Origin of the sequence: Glutamicibacter soli (assembly GCF_003309065.1) — a bacterium.
GTDB lineage: Bacteria > Actinomycetota > Actinomycetes > Actinomycetales > Micrococcaceae > Glutamicibacter > Glutamicibacter soli.
In genome coordinates, this window is the sequence record NZ_POAF01000006.1 from 101,145 (window position 1) to 122,535 (window position 21,391).

At 63.5% G+C, this 21,391-nt stretch carries 21 protein-coding genes and 1 riboswitch; of the genes, 15 read left to right on the top strand and 6 right to left on the bottom strand.

Translation table 11 applies throughout. The annotated features are described in order from the left end of the window. Positions 1-10 precede the first annotated feature (10 nt). From C1H84_RS12980 to C1H84_RS13025, 10 genes are all read left to right on the top strand, one after another. On the top strand, positions 11-1,645 hold the full coding sequence (locus C1H84_RS12980) for an ABC transporter substrate-binding protein (protein ID WP_113607590.1): 1,635 nt from the start codon (positions 11-13) through the stop codon (positions 1,643-1,645). Positions 1,646-1,656: 11 nt separating this feature from the next. Beyond that, positions 1,657-2,613 carry an ABC transporter permease gene (locus C1H84_RS12985; RefSeq protein WP_113607591.1) on the top strand — a complete coding sequence of 319 codons (957 nt, stop codon included), beginning with the start codon at positions 1,657-1,659 and terminating at the stop codon, positions 2,611-2,613. 14 nt (positions 2,614-2,627) lie between these two features. Beyond that, positions 2,628-3,515 carry an ABC transporter permease gene (locus C1H84_RS12990; protein WP_113607592.1) on the top strand — a complete coding sequence of 296 codons (888 nt, stop codon included), beginning with the start codon at positions 2,628-2,630 and terminating at the stop codon, positions 3,513-3,515. 28 nt (positions 3,516-3,543) lie between these two features. Beyond that, entirely contained in the window at positions 3,544-5,166 is a 1,623-nt protein-coding gene (locus tag C1H84_RS12995) for an ABC transporter ATP-binding protein (protein WP_113607593.1), read from the top strand. A gap of 44 nt (positions 5,167-5,210) precedes the next feature. Then, positions 5,211-6,455: an acyl-CoA dehydrogenase family protein gene (locus tag C1H84_RS13000; protein ID WP_113607594.1), complete on the top strand. Its 1,245-nt coding sequence runs from the start codon at positions 5,211-5,213 to the stop codon at positions 6,453-6,455. Between the two features lie 2 nt (positions 6,456-6,457). Further along, positions 6,458-7,876 (top strand): NtaA/DmoA family FMN-dependent monooxygenase, encoded by a 1,419-nt coding sequence (locus C1H84_RS13005; protein ID WP_053797239.1) that lies wholly within the window; start codon positions 6,458-6,460, stop codon positions 7,874-7,876. Between the two features lie 96 nt (positions 7,877-7,972). Further along, positions 7,973-8,389 carry a CoA-binding protein gene (locus C1H84_RS13010; RefSeq protein WP_113607717.1) on the top strand — a complete coding sequence of 139 codons (417 nt, stop codon included), beginning with the start codon at positions 7,973-7,975 and terminating at the stop codon, positions 8,387-8,389. Positions 8,390-8,492: 103 nt separating this feature from the next. After that, positions 8,493-8,900 (top strand): MmcQ/YjbR family DNA-binding protein, encoded by a 408-nt coding sequence (locus tag C1H84_RS13015; protein ID WP_047118100.1) that lies wholly within the window; start codon positions 8,493-8,495, stop codon positions 8,898-8,900. A gap of 432 nt (positions 8,901-9,332) precedes the next feature. Continuing rightward, positions 9,333-9,737 (top strand): VOC family protein, encoded by a 405-nt coding sequence (locus C1H84_RS13020; RefSeq protein ID WP_053797240.1) that lies wholly within the window; start codon positions 9,333-9,335, stop codon positions 9,735-9,737. Between the two features lie 139 nt (positions 9,738-9,876). Beyond that, positions 9,877-10,200 carry a putative quinol monooxygenase gene (locus C1H84_RS13025; RefSeq protein WP_113607595.1) on the top strand — a complete coding sequence of 108 codons (324 nt, stop codon included), beginning with the start codon at positions 9,877-9,879 and terminating at the stop codon, positions 10,198-10,200. A gap of 79 nt (positions 10,201-10,279) precedes the next feature. Here the strand turns inward: C1H84_RS13025 and C1H84_RS13030 are convergent, their stop codons facing one another. The 3 genes from C1H84_RS13030 to C1H84_RS13040 form a co-directional block, all read right to left on the bottom strand. Next, positions 10,280-12,565, bottom strand: a complete 2,286-nt coding sequence (locus C1H84_RS13030; protein WP_113607718.1) for a bifunctional metallophosphatase/5'-nucleotidase — start codon at positions 12,563-12,565, stop codon at positions 10,280-10,282. A 199-nt stretch (positions 12,566-12,764) separates the two neighbouring features. After that, positions 12,765-12,974: a hypothetical protein gene (locus C1H84_RS13035; RefSeq protein WP_146956067.1), complete on the bottom strand. Its 210-nt coding sequence runs from the start codon at positions 12,972-12,974 to the stop codon at positions 12,765-12,767. A gap of 172 nt (positions 12,975-13,146) precedes the next feature. Further along, on the bottom strand, positions 13,147-13,848 hold the full coding sequence (locus C1H84_RS13040) for an HNH endonuclease family protein (protein WP_113607719.1): 702 nt from the start codon (positions 13,846-13,848) through the stop codon (positions 13,147-13,149). A 254-nt stretch (positions 13,849-14,102) separates the two neighbouring features. On the opposite strand from C1H84_RS13040, the gene C1H84_RS13045 reads away from it, so the two are divergent. The 4 genes from C1H84_RS13045 to C1H84_RS13060 all read left to right on the top strand — a co-directional run bounded on the left by C1H84_RS13045 (position 14,103) and on the right by C1H84_RS13060 (position 17,714). Next, positions 14,103-14,726 carry a hypothetical protein gene (locus C1H84_RS13045; RefSeq protein ID WP_113607597.1) on the top strand — a complete coding sequence of 208 codons (624 nt, stop codon included), beginning with the start codon at positions 14,103-14,105 and terminating at the stop codon, positions 14,724-14,726. Between the two features lie 4 nt (positions 14,727-14,730). Next, positions 14,731-15,336 carry a hypothetical protein gene (locus tag C1H84_RS13050; protein WP_113607598.1) on the top strand — a complete coding sequence of 202 codons (606 nt, stop codon included), beginning with the start codon at positions 14,731-14,733 and terminating at the stop codon, positions 15,334-15,336. 64 nt (positions 15,337-15,400) lie between these two features. Further along, a riboswitch (TPP riboswitch) is annotated at positions 15,401-15,494 on the top strand. A 61-nt stretch (positions 15,495-15,555) separates the two neighbouring features. Continuing rightward, positions 15,556-16,365 carry a 3-oxoacyl-ACP reductase gene (locus tag C1H84_RS13055; protein WP_047118092.1) on the top strand — a complete coding sequence of 270 codons (810 nt, stop codon included), beginning with the start codon at positions 15,556-15,558 and terminating at the stop codon, positions 16,363-16,365. After that, entirely contained in the window at positions 16,362-17,714 is a 1,353-nt protein-coding gene (locus C1H84_RS13060) for an NtaA/DmoA family FMN-dependent monooxygenase (RefSeq protein WP_113607599.1), read from the top strand. The genes C1H84_RS13055 and C1H84_RS13060 overlap by 4 nt, the downstream gene beginning before the upstream one ends. Before the next feature lie 78 nt (positions 17,715-17,792). Here the strand turns inward: C1H84_RS13060 and C1H84_RS13065 are convergent, their stop codons facing one another. Further along, a complete protein-coding gene (locus C1H84_RS13065; protein WP_113607600.1) occupies positions 17,793-18,980 on the bottom strand; it encodes a siderophore-interacting protein in 1,188 nt (395 codons plus the stop codon). A gap of 199 nt (positions 18,981-19,179) precedes the next feature. On the opposite strand from C1H84_RS13065, the gene C1H84_RS13070 reads away from it, so the two are divergent. Continuing rightward, positions 19,180-19,527 carry a zinc ribbon domain-containing protein YjdM gene (locus C1H84_RS13070; protein ID WP_053797248.1) on the top strand — a complete coding sequence of 116 codons (348 nt, stop codon included), beginning with the start codon at positions 19,180-19,182 and terminating at the stop codon, positions 19,525-19,527. A 68-nt stretch (positions 19,528-19,595) separates the two neighbouring features. Here the strand turns inward: C1H84_RS13070 and C1H84_RS13075 are convergent, their stop codons facing one another. Then, positions 19,596-20,258, bottom strand: a complete 663-nt coding sequence (locus C1H84_RS13075) for an NADPH-dependent F420 reductase (RefSeq protein ID WP_244910905.1) — start codon at positions 20,256-20,258, stop codon at positions 19,596-19,598. Between the two features lie 20 nt (positions 20,259-20,278). Next, the gene (locus tag C1H84_RS13080) at positions 20,279-21,340 is read right to left on the bottom strand and encodes an LLM class flavin-dependent oxidoreductase (RefSeq protein ID WP_181728135.1); all 1,062 of its coding nucleotides are present in this window, start codon (positions 21,338-21,340) and stop codon (positions 20,279-20,281) included. Positions 21,341-21,391 lie beyond the last annotated feature (51 nt).

A 21,391-nucleotide genomic window follows, 5' to 3' on the forward strand; every position in this document is an offset into this window, starting at 1 on the left:
ACACACGAAGATGCGTACTTCGCACCTGAGCTTGAAAGCAGCGGCCCTTGTCACCGTCCTAGGCCTGACGCTGACTGCCTGCGGCGGAAACTCGACAACTGCCGCCCCAGCGGAAGGCGCCCCGACCGCCTCCGGCGAACCGGTTGAAGGCGGCACCTTCACCTTCGCCGAGGTCACCCCGATCAACAACTGGCAGACCCAGGCAGCGCGCTTCTACGAGAAGGCCAACGTGCTGAACTCGGTCCTTGACCGCCTGACCTACTTCGACGTTGAATCCGGCAAGCTGGTGGGCTGGATTGCCAAGGATTTCAAGGCGAACAAGGAGCAGACGGAATTCACCTTCACCATTCGCGACGGAGTGACTTTTTCGGATGGATCCGCGCTTGATGCCGAAGCGGTTAAGCTGAATCTTGACGCGCTGGGTCTGGGCATCAAGGATGCACAGATCGCTCCAAACGTGGACTTCGGCGCCTACAAGTCGGCCGAGGTCGTGGGGGAGAACCAGGTGAAGGTGACGCTGAAGCGTCCCGACGCCAACTTCCTGCGCGCTACTTCTTCGGTCGCCGCAGGCCTGGTCTCCCCGAAGACCTTGAAGCTGGACAATGCAGGCCAGTCAGCCATCGCCAAGATCGTCGGTTCCGGCCCGTTTGTCTTCGAATCGGAAAAGCCGGACGAAGAAGTGGTGTTCACCAGCCGCGATGACTACGCCTGGGCCCCGGAAACCGCCCCGAACCAGGGCGACGCATACCTTGACTCCCTCGTGGTCAAGTACCTGCCTGAAGTCGCAAGCCGCGCCGGCGCCGCCCAGTCGGGCCAGGTCGACCTGGTCCGAGGTCTGCAGCCGGTGGACGAGCAGGTACTGGCAGCCAACGGCGGCCAGGTCTTCGCCGCGCAGGGAGTGGACCTGACCACGAACCAGGCAGCAGTGCGCATCGGCTCCGGCAAGCTGGCGGACGCCAAGGTCCGCCAGGCGCTGCAGGTCGGAATCGACCGCCAAGCCATCAAGGACACCGTGCTGTCCGACAGCTACGTCGTGGCGGGATCGATCTTGAACCACAAGGCCCCGGGTTTCGTCGACCTGTCCTCTGAAATCGCCTACAACCCGGAGAAATCAAAGCAGCTCCTGGACGAAGCAGGCTGGAAGGTCGGCGCCGACGGCATCCGTGAGAAGGACGGCGAAAAGCTGGAAATCACGGTGGCCACCTCGAACAACTCGGTTGTCATCAAGCCGGCCTTCGAATTGATCGAGCAGCAGTGGCGCGACCTTGGCGTGAAGCTGGTCAACCGCGCGGCCGACAACACCTTCCTGGTCAACGCACTGGTCGACGACAAGGTCGAATTCTTCGGCACCCGCCAGTTCGCCCTCGGCGGCCTCGGCCCGGTGTACGCGCCGGCCAACAATACCCAGACCCTGAACTCCGACGAGGAACTGAACAAGCTCTTCGCCAAGGAACAGGCGGCAACCAGCGAAGAAGAGCATCTGAAGCTGGTCGAGGAAGAACAGCGTGCACTGGTGCTGGACAAGGCCCTGACGCTCGTACTGTGGGACGAAGTCCAGGTTTACGGCGCGAACAAGTCAGCCCACGTCGAGTTCACCTCCGGTACCGCCCCGATCTTCCAGGGCGCTTGGAAGAGCGAAGGCTAGGAGTCGAAGCCATGGGCGGATACATTGCCAAGCGCGTAGGCCAGGCCCTGCTGGTGATCTGGCTTGCCTACACCGCGGTATTCATCGCAGTTCAGTCGCTTCCCAACGACCCGGTGACGATTTTCCTGAACTCGGACTCGGCAGCTGATCCGGCGACTATCGCGCAGATGAAGGAGTACTACGGGTACGACCAACCGGTCATTGTCCAGTACTTCTCCCAGCTGCTCGGTCTGCTGCGCGGAGATCTGGGATACTCCCTGTCCAGCGGCTCTGAAGTATCCGCCCGCATCGGCGAAGTCGCCGGTTCAACGCTGGTGCTGGCAGGCTCGGCCTTCGTTGTCGCGGTCGTTTTCGCTGTGGCGCTCACGGCCGCGGCCAGCCTGGCCCGCGGCGCCAAGCTGCGCAACCTGCTGCTGAATCTTCCGCCGCTCATGGTTTCCATCCCGGTCTTCTGGCTTGGGCTGGTGCTGCTGCAGCTGCTGGCGGTCCAGCTCGGCGTGATGTCGCTGTTCCCGGACGATTCGTTCCTCTCTCTGGCGGTGCCGATTTTCGTGCTGGCGGTGCATTTGAGCGCACCCATCGCCCAGGTGCTCATCAAGAGCGTGCAGGAAGTCAACACCCAGCCATTCGTGGACGTGCTGCGGGCCAAGGGCGCCAGCGAATCGTGGATTTTCTACCGCCATACGCTGAAGAACGCCGCGCCCGCCGCGCTGTCCATTGCCGGCATCACCATCGGAACGCTGCTTGCCGGGTCGGTGATCACCGAAACCGTTTTCGCCCGTGCAGGGTTGGGCCAGCTGATTCTCCAGTCGGTCACCGTCCAGGACATCCCGCTGGTCCAGGGGCTGGTCCTGCTGACCGCCGTCGTGTTCACAACAGTCAACCTGCTGGTTGACCTCATCCATCCGAAGCTCGATCCGCGTATCATCACCGCCCGCTCCGGTTCGCCCCGCGCGCTTGCGGCCTAGGGAAGGAAAAGTCCATGAGCCTTCTGGCAGACAACGTCGATACGACCGCCGCACCCCTGGCCGCTTCCGAACAGCCGGTTGCGCGGACCTCGGGATCCTCCGCGGCGCGGCGCCGGCTGGCGCGGTGGTGGGTCCTGGTTCCGCTGGCCATCGTGCTGTTGTGGGCCTTGGTTCCCTCGCTGTTCACCGGCCACGACCCGATCACCGGAGTGCCGGCGGACAAGCTCCTGGCTCCAAGCTCCGAGCACCTGTTCGGCACCGATCACCTGGGACGCGATGTCTTCTCCCGAGTTGTGTACGGAACCCGGCAGACGCTGCTCACCGCGGGGCTTGCCTGCCTGATCGGCAGCATTGTCGGTTCGATCCTCGGGCTGCTTGCCGGAACCGCCGGCAGGTTTGCCGATAGCGCAGCCATGCGCCTGGTGGATGTCATCCTGGCAGTCCCGGCGTTCCTGATCGCCCTGATCCTGGTGACCGCGACCGAACCCGGCCCGCTGTCGCTGGGACTCGGTGTCGGGATCGCTTCCATTGCGGCCTTCGCACGGCTGGTGCGCACCGAGGTGCTCCGGGTCCGTTCCCGGGACTTCGTGCAGGCCGCGCTGATGAGCGGGGGCGGATACTTCACCGTTCTGCGCCGACATATCATTCCACACGTGATCGGGCCAGTGCTCTCGCTGCTGGCCGTTGACCTCGGCGCGGCAATCCTGGCGATCTCGGGGCTCGGTTTCCTCGGCTTCGGTTCCCCGCCGCCGACCCCGGAGTGGGGTCTGCTGATCTCCGAGGGACGGCAGTACCTTTCTGTCGCCTGGTGGCTCACCACCCTTCCCGGCCTGGTCATCGTTGCCGCAGTGATGCTGATGGCCACCTTGGGGCGAGCCGTCAACAAAGCCTTCCGCTTCTAGCGCCGTACCCGGTTGAAAGGAGAGATCCATGAATGCCCCACAGAATACCGCCAATCCGGTGATCCGGATTGAAGACCTCACGGTTCAGTACGCGCAGGGAACCATCGCCGCGGACAACATCAACCTCCAGATTCCCGGCGGGCAGATCGTTGCCATCGTCGGCGAATCCGGCTCCGGCAAGTCGACGCTGACCAAGTCCCTGATCGGTTTGCTGCCCCAGGGCACCAAAAGCACCGGCAGCGTGCGCTTTGGCGGCACCGAAGTGACCACGTTGAACGTGCACGAATGGCGCAAGATCCGCGGGGCAGGCATCGGGCTGGTGCCGCAGGACCCGGGCGCCTCCCTGGACCCGGTGAAGACCATCGGCTCCCAGGTGATCGAGGTGTTCAGGCTGCACCCCAGCCGTTCGGTCCCCAAAGCCCAATGGCGTTCCAAGGCGATCGAGCTGCTGGAAAGCGTGGGCATTGACCGCGCCGAAAGCAGGATGTCGCAGTACCCGCATGAGCTGTCAGGCGGGTTGAAGCAGCGTGTACTGATCGCCATTGCGTTCGCACTGAACCCGAAGCTGCTCATCGCCGATGAGCCTACGAGCGCGCTGGATGTCACCGTGCAGCGGACCGTGCTGGAGATCTTCGTGTCGCTGGCACGCAAAAACGGAACCACCGTGCTGTTCGTGACCCACGACCTGGCCGTCGCCACGGATATCGCCGACCGCGTCCTGGTCATGAACTCCGGGCGCATCCTCGAAGACCGGAGCGTGGCGGAATTGGTCTCCCAGAGCATCGACCCGTATACCAAGGCGCTGCTTGACCAGGCCTACGCCACCGCGAACCAGCAGGACACGCGGAGCACCGATGACCTGGCGATCTCGGTCGCGAACCTCGGCAAGGTTTTCGGCAAGGGGACTGCGGCCCATACTGCGGTGTCTTCCGTGTCCTTCGACGTCGCCCGGGGGACCACGTTCTCTCTGGTCGGCGAATCCGGCTCGGGAAAATCCACCACCGCGAAAATCATCATGGGCCTGCTCGAAGCCAGCAACGGCAGCGCGCGAGTCAACGGCAACGAGGTGACCGGCATCGGAGGAAAGCAGCGCTACGCGCTGTGGCGCGAAGCCCAGCTGGTCTACCAGAACCCGGACTCCGCGCTGGATCCCCGGCAGCGGGTCGAAGCGATCATCGCCGAGCCAATGGTCAACTACCGCCTGGGCGACGCGGCCTGGCGTCGCGCTCGCGTGGCCCAGCTCATGGAACAGGTCAATCTGGGTGCGGAGCTTGCCTCCAAGCGGCCCGGCGAACTGTCGGGCGGCCAGCGGCAGCGGGTGGCCATCGCCCGGGCACTGGCAAACGGCGCTAAGATCCTGGTGCTCGACGAGGCGCTGAGCGCACTGGACGTCCTGACGCAGGAACAAATCCTGGAACTGCTCGATACGCTGCAGCGCGAGGAAAACCTCACCTACCTGTTCATCTCCCACGACCTGCACGTGGTTGAACGCATCAGCCACCAGGTCGGCGTGATGCGCGGCGGCGAACTGGTCGAGGTCGGATCCGTCGCACAGGTCTTCTCCGACCCGCAGCACGAGTACACCCGAACACTGCTGGCAGCGAACCCCGGCCGCGTACTGCGCGAGCTCGCCGAGACGCGCAGCCGCTGAACATCCACGAACCACTTATTTCACTGAATTCCGAAAGAGATACTATGAGCACCGACGCCCTGGAATCGACCCTGACCATTACCGCACCGTACGGCAGCGAAGCCGCCTACCAGCAGCTCTCGGCCCGCTTCAGCGAGGTATTCGCGCGCATCGCCGAAGGCACCCGGGAACGCGAACAGCAGCGCATCCTGCCTTTCGAGCAGGTCCAGTGGCTGAAGGACGCCGGATTCACCACGTTGCGCGTGCCGGCAAGCCACGGCGGGGATCCGGTCAGCCACGAGCATCTTTTCCGCCTGCTCATTGAACTGTCGGCCGCCGACTCCAATGTGTCGCACCTGCTGCGCAGCCACTTCTCCTTCGTGGAAACCATTGCGCTGCAGCCGCAGGAATTCCAGGATCGCTGGTTCCCGCGTGTGCTCGCCGGGGAGATTTTCGGCAATGCCGCCACCGAGCGCGGCGGCAACGCGCTGGGCAGCACCAACACCAAGCTCGTCAAGACCGATGCCGGGTGGGTGCTGCGCGGCGAGAAGTACTACACCACCGGCTCGATCTTCGCCGACTGGGTAGTTGTCATGGCGACCACGGACGGCGTCGAGGGGCGCCAGTACGCGGTGGTCGACCGCCATGCCCAGGGCGTTGAGATCCTCGACGACTGGGACGGCTTTGGCCAGCCGCTGACCGGCACCGGCACCGCGATCTTCACCGACGTCGCGGTGGACGAGCAGAACATCATCCAGCGTAAGGTGGCCTCCACCCTGGAGCCCGCGTTCTTCCAGCTGTGCCTGCTTTCGGTGCTGGTCGGCATCGGCAAGGCGGCCCGCAACGAAGCCGCCCGCATTGTGGCCACCCGCACCCGTACCTTCAACACCGGCTCCGGCGCGCTGTTCAAGGACGACCCGCAGATCCAGGAGCTCGTGGGACGCCTGGCCTCCAACGTGTTCGCCGCGGAATCGATCGTGGTGTCGGCGGCCCGAGACCTGGACGCCGCGCTGGACCCGGGCCTCGGACTGGATGCGGAGGCCGCCTTCCTGCGCGCCGAGCTCGCAGTGCAGCAGGCGCACGTGGCGGCCCCGAAGCTGGTCCTGGACGCCACCAGCGAGCTCTTCGACGTCACCGGCGCCTCGGCGGTCTCCACCTCCAAGTCGCTTGACCGCTTCTGGCGCAATGCCCGCACCGTCGCCACCCACAACCCGGTCGCCTTCAAGGCCCGCTCAGTGGGCGACTACTTCATCAACGGAACCATCCCGACGGGACTGCACTCGATCGGCGAAGCCAAGGGAGCCAAGTAGCCATGGGAACCTTCGACTCGCGGCCGCGCTTCCTGCTCTCGGCCTTCCTGATGAACACCTCCAGCCACATCCTCGGCGGCATGTGGCGCCACCCTCAGGCCGAGCAGCACAAGTTCAACGAGCTGGCGCTCTGGGTGGAGCTGGCCAAGAAGCTGGAAGACGCCAAGTTCGACAGCCTGTTCTTCGCCGACGTGGTGGGCTTGTACGGCGACCACGAGGGCGGCTGGGCCTCGCTGGTGCGCAAGGGGCTGCAGGTTCCGAGCCAGGACCCGCTGGTGCTGCTCTCCGCGCTGTCCGCCACCACCAGCGACATCGGGCTGGCCATGACCAGCTCGGTGGTGCAGGCGCACCCGTTCCAGTTTGCCCGCCAGGCCTCCACGCTCGACCACCTGTCCAACGGCCGCGTGGCCTGGAACATCGTGACCAGCGTGCTGGAGAACGCGCACCGCAACTTCGGCGGCGACAACCTGGTCGCGCACGACGACCGCTACGCCTGGGCCGAGGAGTACGTGGAAGCCGCCTACAAGCTCTGGGAGGGCTCCTGGGAGGACGATGCGCTCAAGGCAGACAAGGGGTCGGGCATCTACGCCGACCCGGCCCGGGTCAACAAGATCAACCACCGCGGCCAGCTGTACTCGATCGACGGACCGCACCTGGCCCTGCCCAGCGTCCAGCGCACCCCGTTCCTGTTTCAGGCGGGGTCCTCGCCGCGCGGCTCGCAGTTCGCCGCCACCCATGCGGAGGCGACGTTCCTGTTTGCGCCGCACCCGGAATACGTGGCCAAGAAAAACGCCCAGCTGATCGGCAACCTCGAAGCCGCCGGCCGCACCCGCACGGATATCAAGGTCTTCGCAGGGCTCTCCTTCGTGGTCGGTTCCACCGAAGCAGAGGCCAAGGCCCTGGAAGCGGAATACGACCAGTATCTAGACCTGGAGGCCATCGTTGCCCATATTGGGGGAGGCATCGGCGTCGACCTCGGCGGGCTGGACTTGGACACTCCACTGGGCGCGGTGAAGACCGAAGGCGCCCAGGGCGTGCTGGAAGCGGTACTGGCCTCGACCCCGGGACGCAATCCAACCCTGCGCGACCTGGCGAACTACCGGGCCAAGGCCCAGCAGATCGTGGGCACCCCGGAACAGATCGTCGACGAGCTGGAGCGCTGGCAGGATGCCGGGATCGACGGGCTGAACATCATGAACCACGTGCTGCCCGGCTCGTACGACAACTTCATCGAAGGCGTCCTTCCGGAGCTGCGCCGCCGCGGCCTGGCGCAGAGCGAGTATGCGCCGGGAAGCCTGCGGCAAAAGGTCTTCGGACGCGGGGACAAGCTCCCGGCAAACCATCCGGCAGCCCAGTACCGCGGCGCCTTCACCGAATACTCGGCCGCAAATTCCGAGGCCAGCATGCAGTACCAGGGCTAGCAACAAAGCTTGGCAGGCAGATCCAACTGGGAGGGGATCTGCCTGCCATTTCCTGATCCGCAGACTTTCATCGGCAACGGCGGTATCGTTGCGCACATGGGCACCAACCACGTAAACGATCCCGCAGTCATCCGGCGACTGCTGACAAATCGAGGCCGCTGGGCAGTTGTCCGCCTGACCAACAATCCGCGGCGCGTCGCGCCTTCGGTCGCACGCTTCCTCCAGGACTCGCTGGGCATGGAAATCATTCCGGTGTCGCTCACCGGGGAGTCGGTATTCGGCCGGAGCGGTTACGAGAAGCTGGCGGATATCCCGGGCACGATCGACGTGGTGAACTGCTTCGTCAATTCGCAGAAAGTCGGCGACGTCGTCGACCAGGCAATTGCCGTCGGCGCGCGGGCAATCTGGCTTCAACTAGGGGTGATAGACCAGAGCGCGGCACAGAGGGCAGCCGCTGCCGGCTTGGACGTCGTCATGGACACCTGCCCCATGATCGAATTTCCGCGTATTTAGCGACCCGGTATCGTCGGGGCGCCGATAGCCCAGCACGAAGCCGATTCAGGCTGATACCGTTGGCTCCGAAACGTGGATCGTTGAGTGAACCGGGGAGCTCACAATGTCGGGCAATGGATCGTCGCATAGCGACAAGGAACGCACGGAAAATGCCTGGCGGGCCTTGTGCCTGCAGATGCCCCGCGCCTATGAAGACCATCCGTTCGGGCCGGAAACGACAGTCTTCAAGGTCGCCGGCAGGGACCGGGAGAACGGCAAGCTGTTTGCCTTGATCATGCACCTGCACGGCGAACTGCTGCTGAACCTGAAATGCGAACCCGCGCTGGCTGACCAGCAGCGAAGCGAGCACCCGGAGATCACCCCGGGATATCACATGAACAAGAAGCACTGGAATTCGGTGCGAATGGGGCTGGACGAGCAAACCATGCGCGAGCTCATCGAGGACTCCTATGATCTGGTCGTCGACGGAATGCCGAACCGGGACAAGGAAGTCATCCGCCGTTCCTGGTGAATGCCGGCCAAGCCGGCAAGGCAAAAAGTATCGGGAGGGGCGGCTCTCCACCGTATTGGGGGTAAGTGGAGAGCCTCGCTGCCGCACAAATAACTTGGGGGATTATTTGCGCCGCCCCGGCAACAATGGATGGTTGCAAGCGCCATCCTAAATTCAGTCTTGTCAGGATGAATTTGGAATTCAATATACGGCTCAATCATTCACTACCTATATTTGCCCAGGCTGCTACCTGCAAATAGAAACAAGCGGCTCCTGCTTTCGGCATCGCCCGGGCCGGACGCCTCTATCCAAGGCACCGGGCCTGCGGCGCATGGTCCTGCTTCCGGGAATCTGGGGCCTGAGTCCAGGTCGGGGACCGGAGCCTTCGCGGATGCTTGAGGCGAGCCGACGCGGGGCATTGACAGCGCATCGTCGAATGAGAACCATGGATTCATGAGCCTGTTCATTACGTGCCCCGTCCAGAGCGTCGAGCGGGCCACTGCGTTCTACACAGCCCTCGGTTGGACGCTGAACTCCGAGATGTCCAGCGACGAGGTCGCCTGTTTTGCGATCTCGGCTGATCAGTATGTCATGCTCGGCAGCCGTGAAATGTATGCGAGTGTCGGAGGCGTGGAAGAACTTATCGGCGGGCCCGATACGCCCTCGAAGGTCACGGTGTCATTCGACCTGGGCAGCCGCGAAGCGGTCGACGAGCTGGTCGAGCGAGCTGGAGCCGCAGGAGGAAAAATCGGCGACACCGATGACTATCCGTTCATGTACCAGCGGCAGTTCGACGACCCGGACGGATACCACTATTCTCCGTTCTGGATGAAGGACGAGGCCGGCCCGACCACTTAAGCCCCTATCTGCCTCATGCCTTCTTGCCAGCCTCCGGAGAAGGTTCTGGCCGGGACCTGTGGACCACGGTTTCGCCAAAGGGACCAAGAATACATGTGCTGAAGGGCCCAAAACGCCGGTGGATCAATAGACTGGAAGCATGTACTTCATCGTTGTTAAATATCAGGTAAAGCCAGAATTCACCGACAGCTTCATGGACCACGTTGCCGAGTTCACCAAGGCCACCCGCGCCGAAGAAGGCAACCTGTGGTTTGACTGGTCGATCAGCGTCGAGGATCCCAACGAGTTCGTGCTCGTCGAGGCATTCCGCGATGACGAAGCCGCTGGCGCCCACGTCAACTCCGCACACTTCGCAGCCGGCCTGGAGTCCATGCGCCCGCTGCTGGTAACCACCCCGAAGATCGTCTCCCGCAAGGTCGACGGCGAGGACTGGGACGCCATGGGCGAACTGGTCATCGACTAATTCACTCATTAAGCGTTGAAGGCGCGGACCCCGTCAGGGGTCCGCGCCTTCGCTCTACGCAGCTGGTGCGGCGATCAGCCTAGTGGCTGTTCTTGTTTCCGAAGCGGCGTACCAGCAACAGGAGGATGCCCAGCAGGACGATGCCCCCGGCTGCCATGCCGATCCAGGATGCGCTGAAACCAGTCTGCGCCAGGTCATCACGGTCATTCTGGTTGCCGTTGTCCGTCGGGGTGGCCGAAGCTGTCGGCGTGGCCGAGCTGGTCGGCTCGCCCGACTCGTCAGGAGTCTGTGTCGGGGACGGGCTTGCAGTGGGCGATGCGCTTTCCGAAGGCGTCGGGCTGGCCGGCGGCTCGGCGGCCACCACGGTGAACGTGGTGGAGATGCTTTCGCGCTGCACCTGCGAGATCAGCAGCTCGTAGTCGCCGGCCTCGGTATCTTCGGCGATCGGCAGGGTGAACGTGGTGCTTCCCTGCGCATCGGCCGCCGGAATGTCGGTGATCTCCAGCTCGCCTCCGAAGGCCGACGCGGTGATCTGAGCGCCTTCCTCCAGCCCGGTGATGGTGACCTCGATGTCCTGGCCGGCTTCCGCCTCGGTGGCGGAAAGCTCGACCTGGGCCCAGTCGGTGCCTGCGACCATCGCGCGGCCCAGCGGGGCCGGGTCGACGACGTCGTGGGACTTGAAGTAGTTCACGGTGGCCTCCAGGTCGATCTGCCCGGAGTCGGCGTGGTTCGTGCCCTCGGCGAAGGCCGCGAAGTTGTCGCCGCCAGCGGCCAAAAACGCATTTGCTGCAACCTGGAAGGTGGCGGCTTCGTCCAGCGGTTCGCCGTTGAAGGTGATGTCCTTGATGTGCTCCCCGCGAGGTGCGTCCTCGACGTAGGTGTAGGACAGACCCTCGGAGATGCCCAGATGCAGCTTGGACCGCTCGGAGCCCTCCGGCTGCCACTGTTGTTCCAGCGCCTCGCGTACCTGCGCACCGGTCATTTCGAAGGTGATCAGCGTGTTGGCGAACGGTTGCACATCGGCGGCTTCCTTGTAGGAAACTTGGCCGTCCTTGTCGCTAGGAACCTTCGGGGCCTTCGCATACACCAGGTCTGCGCGCAGGCCACCCGGGTTCATGAAGGCAATCTGCGCCGGAGTTCCGGCGAAGTCCTCATTCGAGGTGGCCCACAAGTGGATGTCTGCTACAGTGTTGCCCAGCGTGGATTCCACACCGCGGTCGGATCCCGGTTTCTTGCCACCGCGCAGGATATCGGCGGAAATTTCTCCGACCTTCACGTTGCCGACTTCTTCGGAATCCGCCACCGCCTTCTTCACGATGTTTTGTACTGTTGCGTTCGCGGTGTAGTTTGGCTTCCAGTCGCCGGCCTCGTCCTCAGTTGCCAGTGGCAAGAGCCCAGTCGAGAAGCTGGTCACTTCACCGCTGGTTCGGTCGACCACGAGGGAGATCTTGCCCAGGGTTGTGCCGTACTGGTGGGCTTGGATGACCGGACGTTTAGTGCCCGTGGGCCCTGCGATGTTATCGCACTTGTACCCCTGGTGGGTGTGGCCGGACACAATGGCGTCCACTTGCTCGCTGGCACCACGGACCAGCTCGCCGTAGGTGGTTTTCTCTGCGGCGATAGCTTCGCAGGTGGTACTTTCCGAGCCGTTGTGGGTCAACGCGACAATGACAGATGCTTCGCCGTTGGTCGTGTCGCCGTCGGAAAGCTGCTTGGCGACGCGGTTGACCGCTTCGAGCTCGTTGCCGAACGCCAGGTCCTTGATACCTGTGGGAGTGACTAATGACGGGACATCTTCGGTCACGGTTCCGATGAAACCGACGTTGATGCCATTGACTTCCCGAATCGCGTATTCGCGCAGGGCTGGGATCTTGGTGCCCTTTTCATACACATTTGCTCCAAGGGCGAAATCTTCACCTTCCTGCCCCGACGCAGTGGCGTAGCGGTTGATGACGCGCCTGTCGCGGCCACTGAGATCGTCGAATCCCTTGTCGAATTCGTGGTTGCCTACCGCGGAAACATCGAGCCCGCCCGCGGCCAACGCGTCAATGGTCGGGTTGTCGTCCTGCGAGGCCGAAGCGAAGGTCGAGGCGCCGATGTTGTCGCCAGCTGAGACGAACAAGGTGTTCGGGTTTTGCGCGCGCAGTTCGTCGACTGCTCCTGCCAGGACTGCTGCGCCGGCAGAGTCGCTGTTGGGAGCGATGCGCCCGTGGAAATCATTGATGTCCAAGATGTCCAGGGTGAAAGTTTCGGCAGCTGGCTCTGCCACCGTTGCGGCCTGGGCTACCGCGCAACCGGCCGCAACCAAGGATGCGGTAGCCAGGGAAGTCAGCGAAATGTTCTTGATCCGCCTGAGCGCAGGCATAGATTCTCCTCAGAGTTAAGCGTGTGACTTCTCTCATGTTTATCCCATGAAGGTGAACCTGTCGATGCTTGAACGTAAATTTCACGTATAAAACAGATCTTTTTGTGCAGCAAGAGTCCTGTTCGGTGGGTTGCATCACTGGAAATGCCGCATGCCCTGCCGATGCGGCAGGGCATGCGGTGAAAAAGAGTCGGAGGCTTTAGCGCTGGCGCTTGCGTCGTGGATCTCCGGCGGTCACCGAGGAAGATCCGACGATGCCGCTGAGGAGCAGCATGGCTGCCGCAATGAACATCAGGGTTGAAGTGACCCAGCAGGTGGTTGCCAGAGAGCGTTGGGAGTTGTCCAGCGCGAGCACGAAAATGCAGACGCTGGCCAGCAGCAGTACTACGCCGAGCAACCGTGACTTCATCGTGCACCCTTGAATTGTCGATTTTCGCCAAATAATCGCGAAAACAATTCGCTATCGGCTGGAATAACATCAATGATGCCATAAATCCAGCCGGTTGAACATACGCCCAAAGTGGTAATTTACTGGGAAACGCTCAATCTGTGGGTTGAGAACGGTTTCCGAAGATCTTCTGCTAAACGCAGGACGTCAGGATCTTCTTGATGGAATCATGCTCGGCTTGTGTCATCCATGCACCGTACTTGGCCTTGACCTGGGTCTGCCGCGACACGTATTCGCAGCGGAAGTCCTTGTTTGGTGGCAGCCATGTTGCCGCGTCCTTGTCGCCCTTGGCGGCGTTTGTGGGTCCGTCCGAGGCGAGGAGATTCAACGGATCGTTGGCGAACTGGAGGCGCTCATCCTTGCTCCATTTCTGGGCGCCCTTCTGCCAGGCGTCCGACAGCGCGACGACATGGTCGATCTGTACGGCGGAACTTGTGGTTTGGCCGCGCTCGAAATTGATCGTCTTGCCCGTGTAGGGGTCATGGAAAGTTCCGCTCAATACCACGCAGTCGACCCGGGCCGGTTTGTATTCAACATTGTCCAGATCGCGAGCGAGGATATCGTTGCGCGCATCGCAGCCGTTGTTGTCGGTATCTTTCCATCCGTTGCTGAATTGCTCGCGAGAGTAGCCGGTCTTCGGTGCGCGACCCTTGATGGCGATGTCTTCCAATTGGTTCAGGGACGTGGCATACGTCGCCTGCTGATCGGCTGTCGGGGTCGCGGCCTGGGCGCCGTTTGTCCCGGTGAAATCCGTGGAAGCCAGCGATGAGCAGGAAACCAGTCCGAGGGTGGATGCGACGAGAACTAGGGACAGGGTGCGGCGCAGCAGTCGCATGCGGTGGTACTTCTCCTTGAATATGCGGCGGGACTGCAATCCGCGGTCCCAGCATTCGACTCTATGTGCCTGCACCGACGAAACTCTGATTCGCTCCAGGTGTCTTGCTGTGATTCTCTTCTCGGAAGTTGGCAGGCTGAATTGAAAAAGTTACCATTTTGCCGCCATAATCCGCTGTGACAAGTATTGTTTTCTTTCGGTAGACGAAATATGGTCAGCATGATGCTGATTTGAATGACCATCGGGATGTTGCTGTGAAGAAGTTTCTGTATCCACTGCTGGCCGGCGTACTGCTGCTCAGTGCCTGTACGACACCCGTATCCAAGCTTAAACCCGTGGAACAGCAAGATCTCGGCGGGTATGACTCGGCCTGGGAAGCGGAACAACACGGTGACGATCCCTACGCGAAGTATTACCAAGAAGGTGTTCCGATTTTCTCAGAGCTGCAAACACAGGTTCTGCGAGCTACCCCGATCTTCGGCGACCTTGATACGCGTGATGATGTGGACGAATTTGCCATGGGACTTTCGGGATTTTTCCGATCCACGACCTTTATAGGCGAAAATGGCGAGCAAGAGGTTATCAACGATTCGACATCCATGAGCGGCACCGCGGAAGAAGCGGGTGATTACAAGGTTGAATTTGGTTGCTGGGGTGTTGGGCGCGCGGCCGTGCAGGTTTTCATCAACGTAGATTTTCCGGAAATTGGCATGGAGCCATCGGTCGAGATCCCATTGACCTGCGAGGTCCCCGCAGCAACCACCCACGGCGAGTTTGAAATCGGTCCATCCGCCGAGAGCTACAGCATTTTGGTTTCCGGTGATCCCGAAACCATCGGATCCTACGAACTCAACCTGTACCAAAATGATGGCAAGTGAGCGAATGAAGAAAATGCTGCCTCTGCTCGGAGCTGTAATTCTTGCGCTCACGTCCTGCACAACTCCGGTGTCCCAGCTCGGCCCGCTAGATCGCGAATCGCCCAGGCAACAGTCAAACACCCTCCAATTCCAGCAACCCGTCGAGGAATCGTCGCCTGAGGAGATCGCCCACCGCCAAGAAGTTGCACTGCACTACCCGCCGCTGATGTATCTGGCGATGGTCGGAATATCCTCAGACCCTACCGCTATGGACGGCATAGGATTCTGGCAGGGCGAAATCGAGCAGCGCGGCTACCACGGGTTGGTTGCATGGGCTGCCCAACGCTTTCAATACCAACAGGGCGGAACCCTTGCGCCTGAAGAGTTATCTTTGGAAACGGATGGCTTGCCGGGCCCGTATCTGATCAAGTACACCTGTTCAGGCTCGGGCCGGACCGACGTTCGAATCAAGGACGGGCCAAAGATGCTGCGGCAAAAAATTGTCCAGTGCTCGACAGATCCGAATGTCGTGGAATTCGAACTTGACGAGAAAAATATCGAGAATCTGGTCATCGAGCTGATCCCGGAGCTCTCGGCTCCGGCGGGTTTTGAAGTCCAGGTCATCCAGTAGCTCCGGAAACACCCGGCGAAGACACGTGTTCGGCCGTCCCGGACGGCTTGTGGTACTAATGGGACGTAGTGACACGGGGTGCCGCCATGCGGCTGAGATAAAACCCGTCGAACCTGATCCAGTTAGCACTGGCGAAGGGAATGTCCTGGATACCTCGATGCCACGCATCTACGCCGGGGTCCCGTTCGCCTTGACACATCTTCAAGGAGTTCGAGCACCATGAACGCACACGCAGCAACCGACACCGCAGCTTCTTCCACCACCGCACTGCCGCTCAAGGAACAACTGGTGCTGGTCACCGGCGGCGCCCGCGGGCTGGGCGCGGCCATCAGCGCCGCTTTTCTGGACGCCGGGGCGAAGGTCGTCGTCAACTACCGCAGCTCGTCGCAGGCGGCCGAGGAACTTGCCGCCGCATTCCCCGGACAGGCGCTGGCATTGCAGGCCGACGTGCGCGACGCCGCCGGGCTGAAGGACCTGGCCGCCGCCGCGGCCGAGCACTTCGGCCGCCCGATCACCACCTTGGTCAACAACGCGCTGGTGGATTTCTCCTTCAACGCAGATGCCCGTTCCAAGGCAGACGAGCTGTCCGCCGAAGAGCTCACGGCCCAGTTCGCCGGTTCCGTGCTCGCACCTGTCGCCGCGATCCAGGCAGTGCTGCCGAGCATGCGCCAGGCGGGCTTCGGACGCATCGTCAACATCGGCACCAACCTGTTCCAGCACCCAGTGGTCCCGTACCACGACTACACCGCGACCAAGGCGGCGCTGCTCTCGCTGACCCGCACCTTCGCGGACGACCTGGGCCCGGAAGGCATCAACGTCAACATGGTTTCCGGAGGCCTGCTGCGCACCACGGATGCCTCGGCCGCCACTCCTGAAGAGGTCTTCGACCTGATCGCCTCCGGCACCCCGTTGCGCCGGGTGACCTCGCCGGCCGAGCTCGCCGACGCGGTGCTGTTCTTCGCCTCGCCGCTCTCGCGCGGGGTGACCGGACAGAACCTGATCGTCGACGGCGGCCTGGTCAAGGGATGAGCGCATCGAGGAAGCAGGCCCGGTTCAACCTGTTCATCTACGGCGCGGGGCACCACCAGGCGGCCTGGCGGGCGCCGGATTCCCCGGCCGAGCGGCTGGGCGAGACCGCGTACTACGTCGAATTGGCGCAGCTGGCCGAACGCGGCCTGCTGGACGCGGTGTTCCTGGCCGACGGCCAAGCCGTCTCCCCGGAGGCCGCGGCGGCAGGTCCTACCTGGTTCTTCGAACCGTTTACGCTGCTGTCCGCGCTGAGCCAGAAGACCAGCCGGATCGGTCTGGTCTGCACGGTGTCCTCCAGCTTCTACACCCCGTTCCACGCCGCGCGCATGCTGGCCAGCCTGGACCGGCTCTCCGGCGGCCGGGCCGGCGCCAATGTGGTCACCAGTATGTGGGATACCGAGGCGCAGAACCACGGGCGCGAAACCCTGGGCGACCATGCCTACCGCTACGGCCGCGCCGACGAGTTCATCACGGTGCTGCGGGGGCTGTTCGGATCCTACCCCTCAGCGGCGGTGCGGGCCGACCGCGCAGGCGTGTTCACCGACCCGCGGCAGCTGTCGGCCATCGACCACGCGGGCGAGCACTTCGGTGTGCGCGGGCCGCTGAATATCCCCGACGGGCCGCAAGGCTCCCCGGTGCTGTTCCAGGCAGGGGCCTCCGCCCAGGGGCGCGAGCTCGCGGCGGCCCATGCCGAGGCGATCTACGCGGTGGCCGCCGACCGGCAGATGGCGCTGGACTACGCACAGGACGTGCGGTCCCGGGCCGCCGCGGCAGGGCGCGATCCGCAGGCCCTGGCCATCATGCCGGGGCTGGTCGCCTACGTGGGCCGCACGCTGGAGGAGGCCAAGGACAAGCAGCGCCGGCTCAACGACCTGCTGCCCGTCGAGCAGGCACTGGCCCAGCTGGCGATATTCGTGCAGCAGGACACCAGCGCCTGGGAGCTGGATGCACCGGTGCCCGAACTTCCCTCCGCCGCAGACTTCACCGGCCCGGCCGGACGCTACGCGACGATCCTGCGGTTGATCGAGATCCACCAGCCGACGGTGCGCGAGCTGCTCGGGCTGCTGGCGGCCGGGGGAGGGCACTGCACCTTGGTCGGAACGCCGGAGATGATCGCCGACGAGATCGAGCTCTGGCTGGATACCGGGGCGGCTGACGGCTTCAACCTGATGCCGCCGAGCCTGCCCGACGGCTTGGCGGATTTCGTCGAGCTGGTGATCCCCGAGCTGCAGCGCCGCGGACGCTTCCGCACCGCCTACGAGCACCGCACGCTGCGCGGCAATCTGGGCCTGCCGGCGCCGGTGGCCGGGGGACGCGCTCGCCGGCCCGCATTAGGAGCTGCGTCGTGATGCGCTGGCGGGAAGACAAGCGAAGTGGATTGCGTTCGTGGATTCTTCTCCGGGGCCGGCAGGCCGCCGGCACAGCGGTCAGCGCATCAGCCGTCCTTCGCGCAGCGTCCAGTAGGAGGAAATGTGGCTGGAGCGCTTCGACAGGTTCCAGCGGTCGCAGATGCGGCTGATGGCCTTGACGGTGCTTCGTTCAGCATGGGCCACGACACCCAGACCTTGGCGCGGGACCGCCAGCGTCTGGAAAGCCTCGGCCAGGACGTCGCTGCGTCCTGCCGGCACGCCGTCGCGGGAAAGCCAGCGTAAAACAATGCCCTGGGGATGTTTCACGTCAAACATTGCTCGTTCGTCGGCAATTTCAAGCAGCGCCACACCCTGCGCGTGCTCCGGCAGAGTTTCGAGGATCTTGGAGATCGCCGGTATCCCGGCTTCATCCGCGGCCAGCACATAGTAGTCGGCGCCCAGCTGGATGGAGGTCTTGCTGCGCGCCGGGGAAATGACCAGCGCCGCACCGGGCTCTACAGTGCCTGCCCAGTGCCCGACAGTTCCGGGCTCGCCGTGGAGCACGAAGTCGATGGCCAGCTCATCGACCACCGGATCGATCCAGCGGATGGTGTAGGACTTCGAGCGCGGCACCTGCTCGCGCGGCAGCCGCTGGCGAAGCTCTCTCAGGTCGTAGGGCGGAACCAGCCCGAGGGCGGGATCCGCGGCATACACCTTGACGTATTCATCCAGTGCGCCGTTGGAGCGGTAGCCGTCGAGCTTCGGTGCGCTGGCCACGAGGCGCACCAGCTGGTCGCTGAGCTTTTGCACCCGGGTGATGGTCAGGACATGCTGGTCGATCTTGTGCCGAGGGGCTTCGACTTGGCTGACCGGCGGTGAATAGCGGGCCAACGGCTCCTCGTAGGTTTCGGAATACGGCTGCGTCTCCTGCGCGGCAGCGGGTGCTGCGTCAGACGCCGCGCCGGGAGCCGGCGGAGCGTAGTGGCTCGGCCTGAATGAGGTGCGCAGCGTCTTGTCCAGGACCTTGCGCGCCGCGGCGAGCGCCGCCGCGGCCCCGGCCCGTTCGGCGGCGGCCAGCAGTTCGTCGGTCTGCTGCTCGTTCAGCAGCGACCCCCTGGCGATGCTCTGATACAGGTGTTCCTTGGCTGTTGCCTGCCCGGCTTGGGCTCCGGCCTTCTCGGCAAGCTTGAGCACCTCAAGAGTCAGGCCCTCCTTGGCGGAGATGGACACCTGGGGGCCGTACTTGTTGTATTTGTGCTTCGACATGGTGTGCCTTCCCGCGCTGTTCGGGCTACTGCTCCTAGCCTGAGTATGAGCGAATCGGACCGGCCAGGCAAGGGCGAGTCCCACTGGCAGGGGTCTCTGCCGGCAGCCGGAAAACGCCCGCTTTGCGAAGAGGAATCCGCTTCCGTCCGATATTCGATTCGGTCGACAATAAACAGGTCAGCTCACTAAAATTAGCTCCATGTCTGATACTTTGCCGCCATGCCCGAACTGCTCCAGCGAGTACGCCTACCAGATGGATGCGCTGCTGGTCTGCCCCGAATGCGGCCATGAATGGAACGCCGAGGCCGAGGCGGTTGAAACGGCCGAGGCAGTCATCAAGGACGCCGTCGGAAACGTCCTGCAGGACGGGGATACCGTCAGCATCACCAAGACCATGAAGGTCAAGGGGGCGCAGAGTGCGCTGAAGGCCGGAACGAAGGTGCGCAATATCCGTCTGGTGCAGGGCACCGGAGACCACGACATCGCCGCCAAAGTCGACGGCTTCGGCCAGATGGAACTGAAGTCCTCGATCGTGAAGAAGATCTAGGACCGGCAACTCCCGCCGCAAAAATGCCCGCCCCTTCGGTTGAAGGGGCGGGCATTGCCATTTGCTGCCTACTGGCCGGCGGTCGGGGCCGCCGGGACGGCCAAGCCGATGAGCTCGGCCAGCCGCTCGCGGTTCTGGTTCGCGCCGAATGCCGGCTGTCCGGGCTGCAGCCGCACGCCCTCGGCCAACGAGCCGATCGGCAGCGGATCGAAGCCGAAGGCATCGATGATCCGGCTGGTCTCCTCCACGTCCGCGGGACGGTCGCCGGCCAGCGCAATGGCCTTGCGCTGTTCGGCGCCAGCTGGACGGGCTTCGTCCTCAAGGTCGTGGTAGCCCATGTGGTTGAATGCCTTCACGAGCCGCGAGCCCGGCAGGAAGTCCTGGATCAGCGCGGAGGTGGAAACCCCCGGGGTGTTCAGGTCGTCGCGGATCCCGTCGGTCTCCCACCAGTAGTTCATGGCGTCGATGACCAGCTTGCCCTGAAGCTGCGCGGCCGGGATGCTCCGGTACTTGCCCAGCGGCAGGGCGAGGATGACGATGTCGGCCTGGCCGGCGGCGGTGGCAGGGTCCACGGCGACCGCGCCCGGGGTCAGCACCTCGATGGTCAGCGCGATGGCGCTCGGGTCGCCGGATCCGGCGATGAGCACCTTATAGCCTGCCGCCAGCGCGCGGCGGGCGAGCACGGTGCCGATCTTGCCGGCGCCGAGGATGCCGATGGTCTGCTGCTCCATGTTCTCTGCCTCCTGGCTGCTTAGTTGTTGATCTTGGCGGGCTTCTCGGCGAGCATTTCGCGCACCAGCGGGATGACCTTGGTGCCGTAGAGTTCCACGGCCCGCAGGCGGGCGCCGGCGTCCACTGCGCCGCCCGAGTAGATCAGGTCGAAACGTCCGATGTCCAGACTCTGCACGGTGGTGGCGATCTTGCGCGCCACGGTCTCCGGGGAGCCGATGTACAGCGAACCTTCGGCGGCTTCATGCTCGAATTCGCTGCGGCTCATCGGGCTCCAGCCGCGCGAGGCGCCGATCCGGTCACGCTGTTCCTTGTAGGCGTCGAACATCAGCTCGCGGGCCAGCTCGTCGGTATCTGCCACGAAGCCGGGGGAGTGCAGGCCCACCGGAAGGGTCTCGTGCCCGAACTGGTCGTTGGCCCGGCGGTACAGGTCCACGTACGGGGCGAAGCGCTCCGGGGAGCCGCCGATCACGGCGAGCATCATGCGGAAGCCGTAGTGGGCGGTGCGGATCACCGACTGCGGCGAGCCGCCCACGCCCACCCAGGTCTTCAGGCGCCCGGACTCGGTCTTCGGGAAGACCTCCACGTCCTGCAGCGCGGCGCGCGTGGTGCCGTTCCAGGTCACCGGCTTCTCGCCCAGCAGCTCGTTGAACAGGTTGATCTTCTCGTCGAAGAGGATTTCGTAGTCGGCCATGTCGTAGCCGAAGAGCGGGAAGGACTCGGTGAACGATCCACGGCCCAGCATGACTTCGGCGCGCCCGTTGGACAGGGCGTCGACCGTGGCGAAGCGCTGGAAGACGCGCACCGGGTCGTCGGAGGAGAGCACCGTGACCCCGGAGCTGAGGCGGATGTTCTCGGTGGCTGTCGCGATGCCTGCCAGGACGGTTTCGGGGCTGGAGATGGCGTACTCAGGGCGGTGGTGCTCGCCCACGGCGATCACGTCCACGCCGGCCTGGTCTGCGACCACGGCTTCCTGCACCGTGGCGCGGATGGCTTGGGCATGCGATACCAGCTCGCCCGACGGCCCGCTGGGCACGTCGCCGAAGGTGTCGATGCCGAATTCGATGTTCTCGATGGCGTTCATCTGCAGTCCCCGTTTCCGAAATAGGTTGATAGCCCAATCATGCATCAAACT

Coding starts and splice junctions, on each gene's coding strand:
- C1H84_RS12980 (WP_113607590.1), top strand. CDS start 11: ATGCGTACTTCGCACCTGAGCTTGAAAGCAGCGGCCCTTGTCACCGTC.
- C1H84_RS12985 (WP_113607591.1), top strand. CDS start 1,657: ATGGGCGGATACATTGCCAAGCGCGTAGGCCAGGCCCTGCTGGTGATC.
- C1H84_RS12990 (WP_113607592.1), top strand. CDS start 2,628: ATGAGCCTTCTGGCAGACAACGTCGATACGACCGCCGCACCCCTGGCC.
- C1H84_RS12995 (WP_113607593.1), top strand. CDS start 3,544: ATGAATGCCCCACAGAATACCGCCAATCCGGTGATCCGGATTGAAGAC.
- C1H84_RS13000 (WP_113607594.1), top strand. CDS start 5,211: ATGAGCACCGACGCCCTGGAATCGACCCTGACCATTACCGCACCGTAC.
- C1H84_RS13005 (WP_053797239.1), top strand. CDS start 6,458: ATGGGAACCTTCGACTCGCGGCCGCGCTTCCTGCTCTCGGCCTTCCTG.
- C1H84_RS13010 (WP_113607717.1), top strand. CDS start 7,973: ATGGGCACCAACCACGTAAACGATCCCGCAGTCATCCGGCGACTGCTG.
- C1H84_RS13015 (WP_047118100.1), top strand. CDS start 8,493: ATGTCGGGCAATGGATCGTCGCATAGCGACAAGGAACGCACGGAAAAT.
- C1H84_RS13020 (WP_053797240.1), top strand. CDS start 9,333: ATGAGCCTGTTCATTACGTGCCCCGTCCAGAGCGTCGAGCGGGCCACT.
- C1H84_RS13025 (WP_113607595.1), top strand. CDS start 9,877: ATGTACTTCATCGTTGTTAAATATCAGGTAAAGCCAGAATTCACCGAC.
- C1H84_RS13030 (WP_113607718.1), bottom strand. CDS start 12,565: ATGCCTGCGCTCAGGCGGATCAAGAACATTTCGCTGACTTCCCTGGCT.
- C1H84_RS13035 (WP_146956067.1), bottom strand. CDS start 12,974: ATGAAGTCACGGTTGCTCGGCGTAGTACTGCTGCTGGCCAGCGTCTGC.
- C1H84_RS13040 (WP_113607719.1), bottom strand. CDS start 13,848: ATGCGACTGCTGCGCCGCACCCTGTCCCTAGTTCTCGTCGCATCCACC.
- C1H84_RS13050 (WP_113607598.1), top strand. CDS start 14,731: ATGAAGAAAATGCTGCCTCTGCTCGGAGCTGTAATTCTTGCGCTCACG.
- C1H84_RS13055 (WP_047118092.1), top strand. CDS start 15,556: ATGAACGCACACGCAGCAACCGACACCGCAGCTTCTTCCACCACCGCA.
- C1H84_RS13060 (WP_113607599.1), top strand. CDS start 16,362: ATGAGCGCATCGAGGAAGCAGGCCCGGTTCAACCTGTTCATCTACGGC.
- C1H84_RS13065 (WP_113607600.1), bottom strand. CDS start 18,980: ATGTCGAAGCACAAATACAACAAGTACGGCCCCCAGGTGTCCATCTCC.
- C1H84_RS13070 (WP_053797248.1), top strand. CDS start 19,180: ATGTCTGATACTTTGCCGCCATGCCCGAACTGCTCCAGCGAGTACGCC.
- C1H84_RS13075 (WP_244910905.1), bottom strand. CDS start 20,258: ATGGAGCAGCAGACCATCGGCATCCTCGGCGCCGGCAAGATCGGCACC.
- C1H84_RS13080 (WP_181728135.1), bottom strand. CDS start 21,340: ATGAACGCCATCGAGAACATCGAATTCGGCATCGACACCTTCGGCGAC.